At 74.0% G+C, this 10,205-nt stretch carries 14 protein-coding genes; 10 read left to right on the top strand and 4 right to left on the bottom strand.

Annotation, left to right across the window (positions count from 1 at the left end; translation table 11 throughout):
- Positions 1–118 precede the first annotated feature (118 nt).
- The gene (locus AB0C69_RS29890; RefSeq protein ID WP_345175463.1) at positions 119–814 is read right to left on the bottom strand and encodes a DUF6882 domain-containing protein; all 696 of its coding nucleotides are present in this window, start codon (positions 812–814) and stop codon (positions 119–121) included.
- Between the two features lie 128 nt (positions 815–942).
- Between AB0C69_RS29890 and AB0C69_RS29885 the strand changes: the two genes are divergently transcribed.
- Positions 943–1,545 (top strand): hypothetical protein, encoded by a 603-nt coding sequence (locus AB0C69_RS29885; RefSeq protein WP_360358442.1) that lies wholly within the window; start codon positions 943–945, stop codon positions 1,543–1,545.
- On the opposite strand, the gene ybaK is transcribed toward AB0C69_RS29885, so the two are convergent.
- Positions 1,429–1,920, bottom strand: coding sequence for a Cys-tRNA(Pro) deacylase (gene ybaK / locus AB0C69_RS29880; RefSeq protein WP_360358441.1), 492 nt, complete (start codon positions 1,918–1,920; stop codon positions 1,429–1,431). The two genes, AB0C69_RS29885 and ybaK, sit on opposite strands and share 117 nt — an antisense overlap.
- A gap of 22 nt (positions 1,921–1,942) precedes the next feature.
- Positions 1,943–2,605, bottom strand: a complete 663-nt coding sequence (locus AB0C69_RS29875; RefSeq protein WP_345175458.1) for an LON peptidase substrate-binding domain-containing protein — start codon at positions 2,603–2,605, stop codon at positions 1,943–1,945.
- A gap of 121 nt (positions 2,606–2,726) precedes the next feature.
- Here AB0C69_RS29875 and AB0C69_RS29870 point away from each other — a divergent pair, with 121 nt between their 5' ends.
- From AB0C69_RS29870 to AB0C69_RS29830, 9 genes are all read left to right on the top strand, one after another.
- Positions 2,727–3,539 (top strand): PhzF family phenazine biosynthesis protein, encoded by an 813-nt coding sequence (locus tag AB0C69_RS29870; protein ID WP_345175456.1) that lies wholly within the window; start codon positions 2,727–2,729, stop codon positions 3,537–3,539.
- Between the two features lie 80 nt (positions 3,540–3,619).
- Entirely contained in the window at positions 3,620–4,927 is a 1,308-nt protein-coding gene (gene hisD / locus AB0C69_RS29865; RefSeq protein ID WP_360358440.1) for a histidinol dehydrogenase, read from the top strand.
- The gene (locus AB0C69_RS29860) at positions 4,924–6,045 is read left to right on the top strand and encodes a histidinol-phosphate transaminase (protein WP_360358439.1); all 1,122 of its coding nucleotides are present in this window, start codon (positions 4,924–4,926) and stop codon (positions 6,043–6,045) included. The genes hisD and AB0C69_RS29860 overlap by 4 nt, the downstream gene beginning before the upstream one ends.
- Positions 6,042–6,635 carry an imidazoleglycerol-phosphate dehydratase HisB gene (hisB, locus tag AB0C69_RS29855; protein WP_345175452.1) on the top strand — a complete coding sequence of 198 codons (594 nt, stop codon included), beginning with the start codon at positions 6,042–6,044 and terminating at the stop codon, positions 6,633–6,635. The genes AB0C69_RS29860 and hisB overlap by 4 nt, the downstream gene beginning before the upstream one ends.
- A gap of 2 nt (positions 6,636–6,637) precedes the next feature.
- Complete coding sequence (locus AB0C69_RS29850) at positions 6,638–6,808, top strand: hypothetical protein (RefSeq protein ID WP_345175450.1); 171 nt, start codon at positions 6,638–6,640, stop codon at positions 6,806–6,808.
- Positions 6,799–7,440, top strand: a complete 642-nt coding sequence (gene hisH, locus AB0C69_RS29845; RefSeq protein WP_360358438.1) for an imidazole glycerol phosphate synthase subunit HisH — start codon at positions 6,799–6,801, stop codon at positions 7,438–7,440. The genes AB0C69_RS29850 and hisH overlap by 10 nt, the downstream gene beginning before the upstream one ends.
- Positions 7,441–7,474: 34 nt before the next feature.
- Entirely contained in the window at positions 7,475–8,194 is a 720-nt protein-coding gene (gene priA, locus AB0C69_RS29840; protein WP_345175446.1) for a bifunctional 1-(5-phosphoribosyl)-5-((5-phosphoribosylamino)methylideneamino)imidazole-4-carboxamide isomerase/phosphoribosylanthranilate isomerase PriA, read from the top strand.
- Positions 8,191–8,952 (top strand): imidazole glycerol phosphate synthase subunit HisF, encoded by a 762-nt coding sequence (gene hisF, locus AB0C69_RS29835; protein ID WP_360358437.1) that lies wholly within the window; start codon positions 8,191–8,193, stop codon positions 8,950–8,952. The genes priA and hisF overlap by 4 nt, the downstream gene beginning before the upstream one ends.
- A 17-nt stretch (positions 8,953–8,969) precedes the next feature.
- A complete protein-coding gene (locus tag AB0C69_RS29830) occupies positions 8,970–9,830 on the top strand; it encodes a hypothetical protein (protein WP_360358436.1) in 861 nt (286 codons plus the stop codon).
- 18 nt (positions 9,831–9,848) lie between these two features.
- Here the strand turns inward: AB0C69_RS29830 and AB0C69_RS29825 are convergent.
- A partial coding sequence (locus AB0C69_RS29825) for a CocE/NonD family hydrolase (RefSeq protein ID WP_360358435.1) occupies positions 9,849–10,205 on the bottom strand: 357 nt, incomplete at its 5' end.

Here is a 10,205-nt window from a genome sequence, read left to right as displayed (position 1 = left end):
GAAGGCAGGTTCGAGCGAAGCGAGAACCTGATCGCGCAGCGAGCCGCAAGGCGAGTCGAAGCGATGCCAGCGATCGCCCGCGGTTTCTTAGGGTTTCGGGCCCCCAAGGCCCGAAACCCTAAGAAACCGCAATAAGCTCAGCTCTCCAGTCGACGAAGCGGCCGAGGCCGTCGAAGTGGGCGCGGGCGGTGCCGCCGCCGGGGAGGGCGACTTCGGTGAGGACGTCGCTCTGCCGGTAGGGGACGCGGTGGTGCGACAGGAACCCGGCGAGGGTGAGGCGCGGCTCGTGGGGGAAGAGGCTGGCGGCGTTGGCCAGCAGGCGGGGGAGGGGGACGGGGTCCCACTGGGCGGGCGGCGCCTGGGGGTCGTCGACGTGCAGGTAGGCGGAGCCGCCGTCGTAGCCGGCGCCGATGTATCCGGCGCCGCCGAGGACGCCGCCGGCGGCCATCGCGATCAGTTCGCCGCCGTGGCCGGCGGGGCCCTCGTACCAGGACAGGTCGACCTCGGGGGTGGTGAACTCGGTGATGCCGAGCCGTTCGCCGAGGGTCCGGATGACCAGTGTGGGGGCGACGGCGGGGTGCGCGTCGCCGAACTGGGGGTTGGCCCAGCCCCACAGCCAGGTGCGCTCACGGGCGGCGTAGCTGCCGAGCAGCGAGACGCGGACCGTGACGCCGCCGCTGGTGTAGGTGCGGGCGGTCAGGTCGGCGCTCCAGTCCTCGCGCGGCAGGAACTCGGCGAGCGTCTCCTGCTGCTGCAGGACGACGGCCGCCAGCGCGGCGCCGAGGCGTTCGAACGCGGGGCTGAATCCGGACATGTCGGGCACATTATCCCAGTAATCGGGGCCGTCGTGGGCGAGAATCGGACACCCTTCGAGAGTCGATCGGTTGACCTGGGCAGGCTAGGCTTTCGCTGTCGGACGACTTGCAACTAGGAGCGTACGAGGTGCGGCGACCCACCGGGAGGCTCTTGGCGATCTGGGCGGTCACCAGCGCCGTCGTCACGCTGCTGGGGCCGCTCGCCGGCCTGCTGTGGGCGGCGGTGGTCCCGAAGGTGACGTACGTGGTCGTGCAGGGTGAGCCCCTTCTGGCCGACCCGGAAGGCCAGGGCCCGATCGGTATCGACGTCCGCTTCGCTCTGATCGCGCTCGTCGCCGGAGCCGTGTGCGGCGCCGGCGCCTACCTGGCGGGCGGGCGCGGCAACGACTCCGCGCTGCTGCTCGGGCTGGCCGTGGGCGGCGCCGCGGCGGCCGTCCTCGCCTGGCAGACCGGCCACCTGGTCGGGCTCGGGCACTTCGAGGACGTGGTCCGGCACGGCCGCGACGGCACCACCGTCACCGGCGTCGCCGACCTGCGCGCCAAGGGCGTGCTGGTGTTCTGGGCGCTGCCGGCGGTCGCCGCCTACGGGCTGCTGGAGCTGGTCGTGCGGCGGCTACCCGCGGGCGATGCCGTCGACGAGGGCGCCGGTGAGGCGGACGAGGTCGGCGGGGACGAGCTCGATCTGGAGTCCGCGCCGGCCGGCCGAGACGTAGACGGTCGCGAGCCCTGACACCGACGCGTCGATCACGGTCGGCAGCCGCCTGCGCTGCCCGAGCGGGCTGATCCCGCCGACGACGTACCCGGTGGCGCGCTCGGCGTCGCGGGGGTCGGCCATCCGCGCCTTCTTGCCGCCGGCCGCCGCCGCGAGCGCCTTCAGGTCGAGGGTGGACGACACCGGGACGACGCCGACGGTGAGGTTCCCGTCGACCTCGGCCAGCAGCGTCTTGAAGAGCCGGTCGTGCGGGACGCCGAGGGCGTCCGCGGCGGCCTCCCCGTAGGACTCGGCGTTCGGGTCCGCCTCGTAGGCGTGCAGCGTGAAGTCGACGCCGGCCTTCGCCGCGGCGATCGTCGCGGGGGTGCCCTTGCCGCCCTTGGCAGTGCTCATGGGAGAAGTCTGCCGCGCCCGCTCAGTTCGGCGTGAACGACCCGTCAAGGAACTGCCCGGCGGGGATCATCGGGAGCACGTCCAGGATGCGGTTCTCCCTGGCCAGCAGCTCGGCCTCCGCCGCCAGGCGCAGCGTCGCGTCCTCGTGCTCCAGCAGCCGCTGCTTCTCGTGCCCGTCCAGGACGAGCGCCGCCGCGACCGCGTACGACAGCGCGACGGGATCGTCCGCCTGCTCGATCTCCTCCGGCGGTCCGGCGCCGGCCGCGCCGAGGCGCCGACGGTAGAGCCGGAACAGCCGCCGGACGCGCGCCGCGGCGGGACCCGGATCGGCGCCGGGCTCCTCGGGCAGGAACTCGACCTCGCCCCGCAGGTAGGGCCTGGACCGATCCAGCTCCTTCAGCCGGAACCGCCGGGCGCCGACGGCGACGATGTCGTACCGCCCGTCGGGGTGCGGCGTCACCTCGCGCAGCTCGGCGACGCAGCCGACCTCGGCGAGGCGGTGCGCCGCGCCCTCGCCGACCTCGTGGCCGAGCTCGATGCCGACGACGCCGAACGCGCGCGGCTCGGGCTGTTCGAGGAGGTCGCCGACCAGCCGGCGGTAGCGGTCCTCGAACAGGTGCAGGGGGAGCACCAGGCCGGGGAACAGCACGGTGCCCAGGGGGAACAGGGCGAGCCGTTCGGTCACATCTTCTCTCCCGCGTTCCTGGGCGCAACCGGAAACGCCCGTGCCGCCAGGGTACGTCGCAAATGATGATCTTGGTAAGGGGAGATTTTTCACGGCGTGAACCGGGTGTAGCGTCGGCGCCATGAGGATGCTCGTCGTCGACGCCTTCACCGGCCGCGCGTTCGCCGGCAACCCCGCCGGAGTGTGCCTGCTCACGGGCGCCGCCGACGCCGGGTGGATGCAGCGCGTCGCCGCGGAGATGAGGCATTCCGAGACGGCGTTCGTCCGGCCGGTTCAGGACGGGGACGCCGACTTCGAGCTGAGGTGGTTCACCCCGAAGACGGAGGTCGCCCTCTGCGGGCACGCCACCCTCGGTTCCGCCCACGCCCTCTACGAGACGGGCACGGCCGCGGCGGGCGAACCGATCAGGTTCCGCACGCTGAAAAGCGGCGTCCTCACCGTCACCCCGGAGGAGGACGGCGCGCTGGCGATGGACTTCCCGGTGATGCGCGCCGACCCCGTCGAGGCGCCCGAAGGGCTCGCGGAGGCGCTCGGCGCCAAGGTGCTGCACACCGGCCGCAACGCCCAGAACGACCTGCTCGCCGAGGTCCCGGACGAGGACTGCGTGCGGGGCCTCGCCCCGGACGTCCGGGCGCTCGCCGGGATCGACGCCCGCGGTGTGATCGTCACGGCGGCCGCCGGCCCCGGCCGGGAGCACGACTTCGTGTCCCGCTTCTTCGCTCCGCGCGTCCTGCCCGGCGACGCCGAGGACCCGGTGACCGGCTCCGCCCACTGCGCCCTCGCGCCCTACTGGGCCGAGCGCCTCGGCCGCGACGCCCTGACCGGCTACCAGGCGTCGCCGCGCGGCGGGCACGTCCGCGTGGCCCTGCACGGCGACCGGGTGACCCTGGCCGGCCGGGCCGTCACCGTCCTGGACGGCGCCCTCCGGGTCTGACCCGCCGGGCCGCGGCGACACGACGTCTCGGGACGTGAGACGGTGCGCGAGGGACGGAGGGCACTCCGTAGACTGGACGGGTGATTTCCCGTATCGACCTGCGCGGCTCGCTTCCGGGCGACCTGCGCACCGTGCTGCCCCGCGCCGACCTCGACGTCGAGGCCGCCCTGGACAAGGTGCGGCCCATCTGCGAGGACGTGCGCCATCGGGGCTCGGCGGCGGTACGGGAGCACACCAGCCGGTTCGACGGGGTCGAGCTGGAGCGCGTCCGGGTCCCGGTCGAGGCCGTGCACCGGGCGCTCACCGGCCTCGACCCGGCCGTCCGGGATGCGCTGGAGGAGAGCATCCGCCGCGCCCGGGCCGTGCACCGCGCGCAGCGCCGCACCGACGTGACCACGCAGGTCGTGCCCGGCGGCACCGTCACCGAGCGGTGGGTCCCGGTCGGGCGCGTGGGCCTGTACGTGCCGGGCGGCCGCGCCGTCTACCCGTCCAGCGTGGTCATGAACGTCGTCCCCGCGCAGGAGGCGGGCGTCGGCTCCCTCGCCGTCACCTCGCCCGCGCAGAAGGACTTCGGCGGGCTGCCGCACCCCTCGATCCTGGCCGCGTGCGCGCTGCTCGGCGTCGACGAGGTGTACGCCGCGGGCGGCGCCCAGGCGATCGCGATGTTCGCCTACGGCACCGAGGAGTGCCCCCGCGCCGACCTGGTCACCGGGCCCGGCAACGTCTACGTCGCCGCGGCCAAGCGGCTGCTCAAGGGCGTGATCGGCATCGACGCCGAGGCCGGCCCGACGGAGATCGCGATCCTCGCCGACGACACCGCCGACCCGGTGGAGGTCGCCGCCGACCTGATCAGCCAGGCCGAGCACGACACGCTCGCCGCCGCCGTCCTGGTCACCGACTCGGTGCGGCTCGCCGACGAGGTCGAGGCCGAGCTGAAGGCGCAGGTCGCCCGCACCCGCCACGTCGAGCGGATCACCGAGGCGCTGGCCGGGCGGCAGTCCGGCATCGTCCTGGTCGACGGCGTCGAGGACGGCCTGAAGGTCGTGGACGCCTACGCCGCCGAGCACCTGGAGATCCAGACCGCCGACGCCGCCGCGGTCGCCGCGCGCGTCCGCAACGCCGGGGCCGTCTTCGTGGGCCGGTACGCGCCGGTGTCGCTCGGCGACTACCTGGCGGGCTCGAACCACGTCCTGCCCACCGGCGGGTGCGCCTGCCACTCCTCCGGGCTGTCGGTCCAGTCGTTCCTGCGCGGCGTGCACGTCGTCGAGTACGACCGCGACGCCCTCGCCGACGCCACCGCGCGCGTCGTCGCGCTCGCCGAGGCGGAGGACCTGCCCGCCCACGGCGCCGCGCTCCAGGCCCGCTTCGACTGGGAGACCCCTTCGTGACCTCGCTCAACGACCTGCCGCTGCGGGACGACCTGCGCGGCCGCGAGCCCTACGGCGCGCCCCAGCTGGACGTCCCGTACGCGCTGAACACCAACGAGAACCCCTACCCGCCGTCCGAGCGGCTCGTGAAGGCCCTCGGCGAGGCCGTCATGGACGTCGCCGGGTCGCTGAACCGCTACCCCGACCGGGACGCGGTCGCGCTCCGCGAAGACCTCGCCGCGTTCCTGAACACCGACACGCCCGGCGCGGGCCTCACCGCGGCCCGGGTGTGGGCCGCGAACGGCTCCAACGAGATCATCCAGCAGATCCTGCAGGCGTTCGGCGGGACGGGCCGCACCGCGCTCGGCTTCGAACCGTCCTACTCGATGCACCCGATCATCACGGGGGTGTCCGGGACCCGCTGGGTGAACGCCTTCCGCGACGAGGACTTCGGCCTCGAACCCGAGCGCGCCGTCGCGGCCGTCGAGGAGCACCGGCCCGACGTCGTGTTCCTGACCTCGCCCAACAACCCGACCGGCACGGCGCTGCCCCTCGACGCGATCGAGGCCGTCCTGGCGGCCGCGCCCGGGATGGTCGTCGTCGACGAGGCCTACGCCGAGTTCCGCCGCGCGGGCACCCCGTCCGCGCTGACGCTGCTGGACGGCCACCCGCGGCTGATCGTCACCCGGACGATGTCCAAGGCGTTCGCGATGGCCGGGGCCCGGCTCGGCTACCTGGCCGCCGGCCAGGCCGTGATCGACGCGCTGCTGCTCGTCCGGCTGCCCTACCACCTGTCGGCCGTCACCCAGGCCGTGGCGCGCACCGCCCTCGCCCACGGCGAGGAGCTGCTCGGCGGCGTCGACGCCCTGCGCCGCGAGCGCGACGACCTCGTGGCGTGGCTGCGCGGCGAGGGGCTCCGGGTCGCCGACTCCGACGCCAACTTCGTCCTGTTCGGGACGTTCCCCGACCGCCGCCGCGTCTGGGAGGACCTGCTGGAGAGCGGCGTGCTGATCCGGGAGGTGGGCCCGCCCGAGTGGCTGCGGGTCAGCGTCGGCGCGCCGGAGGAGATGGCCGCCTTCCGCACCGCGCTCCGCCGGGTGCGGGGAGCCGGCACCGAGAACAACGAGGAGAGTCTGTGACGCGCAAGGGACGAGTCGAGCGCGGGACCGGGGAGACCCAGGTCCTCGTCGAGATCGACCTCGACGGCACCGGGCAGGTCGACGTCGCGACCGGCGTGGGGTTCTTCGACCACATGCTGGCGCAGCTCGGCAAGCACGGGTCGTTCGACCTGACCGTCAAGACCACCGGCGACCTGCACATCGACAGCCACCACACCATCGAGGACACCGCGATCGCGCTCGGCGCGGCGTTCCGCGAGGCCCTCGGCGACAAGGCCGGCATCCGCCGCTTCGCCGACGCCTCCATCCCGCTCGACGAGGCGCTCGCCCAGGTCACCGTGGACGTCTCCGGGCGCCCCTACCTGGTGCACGTGGAGCCGGACGGCATGGCGCCGATGATCGGCCCCGAGTACGACACCACGATGACCCGGCACATCTTCGAGTCGTTCGTGTCGAACGCGCGGGTCGCGCTGCACGTCCACGTCCCCTACGGACGCAACGCCCACCACATCGTCGAGGCGCAGTTCAAGGCCCTCGCGCGGGCGCTGCGCGACGCCGTGGCGTTCGACCCGAAGGTGCACGGCATCCCCTCCACCAAGGGGGCCCTGTAGCCGTGGAGATCGGTGGCCTGCACCTCACCTACGGCACGGTGGCGATCTTCGCGGTCGCGGTGTTCCTGCTGGCGGGCGTGTACAGCTTCGTCAAGCAGGGCCTCAAGATCGCCGCGGTGCTCCTGCTGGTGCTCGCCGGGATGGCGGTCGCCGGGGGAGTGATGTGGTCGTGAAGAAGATCGTCATCCTCGACTACGGCTCGGGGAACCTGCGCTCGGCCGAGCGCGCCGTGGCGCGCGCCGGCGCGGAGGTGACCGTGACCGCCGACCGGGACGCCGCGCTCGCCGCCGACGGCCTGGTCGTCCCCGGCGTCGGCGCGTTCGCCGCCTGCATGGCGGGCCTGCGCTCGGTCCAGGGCGACCAGATCATCGGCCGCCGGCTGGCGGGCGGCCGCCCCGTCCTCGGCATCTGCGTCGGCATGCAGATCCTGTTCTCCAAGGGCATCGAGCACGGCGTCACCACCCAGGGCTGCGACGAGTGGCCGGGCACGGTCGACCGCCTGAACGCCCCGGTCGTCCCGCACATGGGCTGGAACACCGTGGACGCCCCCGAGGGCTCCGCGCTCTTCGAGGGCCTGCGCGGCGAGCGCTTCTACTTCGTCCACTCCTACGCCGCGCGCAGCTGGGACCTGGAGTCCGACCCGACCGGCACCATCCCGGCGCCGCTGGTCACCTGGTCCGAGCACGGCGACCGCTTCGTCGCCGCGGTGGAGAACGGCCCCCTGTGCGCCACCCAGTTCCACCCGGAGAAGTCCGGCGACGCCGGCGCCCAGCTCCTGCGCAACTGGCTCGCCACCCTGGCCTAGGCACTCGTTCCATCTGCATCGATAGGGTTTCCGCATGACTCTGACGCTCCTTCCCGCCGTCGACGTCGCCGACGGCCGGGCCGTCCGGCTGGTGCAGGGCGAGGCCGGCACCGAGACCTCCTACGGCGCGCCCCTGGAGGCGGCGCTCGCCTGGCAGGGGGCGGGGGCGGAGTGGATCCATCTGGTGGACCTCGACGCGGCGTTCGGGCGCGGCTCCAACCGGGAGCTGCTCGCCGAGGTGACCGGGAAGCTGGACGTGAAGGTCGAGCTCTCGGGCGGCATCCGCGACGACGCGTCGCTGGAGGCGGCCCTGGCCACCGGGTGCGCCCGGGTCAACATCGGCACCGCCGCGCTGGAGGACCCCGCCTGGTGCCGCAAGATCATCGCCTCGCACGGCGACCGGATCGCGGTGGGGCTGGACGTGCGGGGCACGACCCTGGCCGCGCGCGGCTGGACGCGGGAGGGCGGCGATCTGTGGGAGGTCCTCGCGCGGCTGGAGGACGACGGCTGCCCCCGGTACGTGGTCACCGACGTCACCAAGGACGGGACGCTGCGCGGCCCCAACACCGAGCTGCTGCGCGAGGTGTGCTCCCGGACGGACAGGCCCGTCGTCGCCTCCGGCGGCGTCTCGTCGCTGGACGACCTGCGGGCGCTGGCGGGGCTCGTCCCCGACGGCGTCGAGGGCGCGATCGTCGGCAAGGCCCTCTACGCGGGGGCGTTCACGCTGGAAGAGGCCCTGGAGGCCGTGAAGTGACCGTCGCCGTGCGGGTGATCCCGTGCCTGGACGTCGACGCCGGGCGCGTGGTCAAGGGCGTCAACTTCCAGAACCTGCGGGACGCGGGCGACCCCGTGGAGCTGGCCCGCCGCTACGACGCCGAGGGCGCCGACGAGCTGACGTTCCTGGACATCACCGCCTCCAGCGCCGACCGCTCCACGACCTACGACGTGGTGCGGCGCACCGCCGAGCAGGTGTTCATCCCGCTGACGGTCGGCGGCGGCATCCGCACGGTCGAGGACGTCGACCGGCTGCTGCGCGCGGGCGCCGACAAGGTCTCGATCAACACCGCGGCGATCGCGCGGCCGGAGTTCCTGCGGGAGGCCGCGCACCGGTTCGGGTCGCAGTGCGTCGTGCTGTCGGTGGACGCGCGGCGCGCGGAGGGGACGCCGTCCGGTTTCGAGGTCACCACGCACGGCGGCCGCAAGGGCACCGGCATCGACGCGATCGGGTGGGCCCGCCGCGGCGCGGAGCTCGGCGTCGGGGAGATCCTGCTGAACTCGATGGACGCCGACGGCACCAAGGCCGGGTTCGACCTGGAGATGCTGCGCCTCGTCCGGGAGGCCGTCACCGTCCCGGTGATCGCCAGCGGGGGCGCGGGCGCGGTCGGGCACTTCCCCCCGGCCGTGGAGGCGGGCGCGGACGCCGTCCTCGCCGCCAGCGTCTTCCACTTCGGGGAGCTGAAGATCTCCGACGTCAAGGCCGCGCTGAGCGCCGCCGGCAGTCCCGTTCGCTGAAGAGGAAATCCCCCCGTATGAACCCCCGTGTGAACATCGCGCTCGCGACCTGCTCCCTGCTGCCCGACGGAAGCGACGACGTCCAGGACCTGATCGGCGCCCTGGCGGCCGAGGGCGCCGGCGCCGAGCCCGTCGCCTGGGACGCCGACGTCGACTGGTCCCGCCACGACCTGGTCGTCATCCGCTCCACCTGGGACTACACCGCCCGGCGGGACGAGTTCGTGGCCTGGGCGGAGAGCCTGCCCCGCGTCCTCAACCCCGCCGCGATCGTGCGGTGGAACACCGACAAGCGCTACCTGCGCGATCTCGCCGCGGCGGGCGTCCCCGTCGTCCCGACCCTCTGGGATCCGGACGACATCCCGTCCGAGTGGCCGGAGTTCGTCGTCAAGCCCGCCGTCTCGATCGGCGCGGGCGACACCGCACGCTGGGGCCCCGGCGAGGAGGACGCGGCCCGCGCCCACCTGCGCTCGCTGCGCGAGGCGGGCCGGACGGCGATGGTCCAGCCGTACCTGTCCGCGGTCGACACGGTCGGCGAGACGGCGCTGGTCTTCCTCGACGGCGAGTACAGCCACGCCGGGCGCAAGGCGCAGATCCTCGCCGCCGGGGCGGGCGTCCAGGGCTCGGTCCGGGACGACCCGGCGCGCGGGCAGGTCACCGCGTCCACGGCGACCGAGGCCGAACTGGAGCTGGCCGCCCGCGCCCTGGCCGCCGTCCCGCACGGCGACGATCTCCTCTACGCCCGCGTCGACATGATCCCCGGCCCGGACGGCGCCCCGATGCTGATCGAGCTCGAACTGGCCGAACCCGCCCTCTACCTCCACCACGCCCCCGGAAGCGCGAAGAAACTGGCGAAGGCGATCATTTCCCGGGTGCGCTGAGCCGTCTCCTGGACGCGGTCACGTGGGGTCCTCCTCGGGGGCCGGTGCCGCGGCCTCGGGGGAGCGTTCGGCGACGGGGAGGATGATCGCGGACGGGTGGTCGGGGTCGTGCAGGACCTCCTGCCGGGCGGTGACCATCCTCGTCGCGGTGGTGGCGAGGGGCTCGCCGGTGCCGGGGTTGACGGCGACCTTGGGGTGGGCGCCGCTGGTGACGTGGACCCGGACGCTGTGGCCGCGCTGGAACCGGTGGCCGGTGGGCCACAGGTCGACGGCGAGGCGGAGCACCCCGCCGGTCCCGACGGGCGCGGCCGCGGCGGAGGGCAGGCGCAGGCCGCCCTCGCAGACGTTGCGGGACGTCCCGTCCGGGGAGACGTC

This window comes from Actinomadura sp. NPDC048032 (assembly GCF_040653175.1).
Taxonomy (GTDB): domain Bacteria; phylum Actinomycetota; class Actinomycetes; order Streptosporangiales; family Streptosporangiaceae; genus Spirillospora; species Spirillospora verrucosospora.
Note: the sequence above shows the minus strand (reverse complement) of the source record. Positions and strands in the feature narration are given on the sequence as shown.

What these genes read in the sequence shown, in the direction of transcription:
- AB0C69_RS29890 (WP_345175463.1), bottom strand. Translation starts at nt 814, where the DNA reads ATGTCCGGATTCAGCCCCGCGTTCGAACGCCTCGGCGCCGCGCTGGCG.
- ybaK (WP_360358441.1), bottom strand. Translation starts at nt 1,920, where the DNA reads ATGAGCACTGCCAAGGGCGGCAAGGGCACCCCCGCGACGATCGCCGCG.
- AB0C69_RS29870 (WP_345175456.1), top strand. Translation starts at nt 2,727, where the DNA reads ATGAGGATGCTCGTCGTCGACGCCTTCACCGGCCGCGCGTTCGCCGGC.
- priA (WP_345175446.1), top strand. Translation starts at nt 7,475, where the DNA reads ATGACTCTGACGCTCCTTCCCGCCGTCGACGTCGCCGACGGCCGGGCC.
- AB0C69_RS29830 (WP_360358436.1), top strand. Translation starts at nt 8,970, where the DNA reads ATGAACCCCCGTGTGAACATCGCGCTCGCGACCTGCTCCCTGCTGCCC.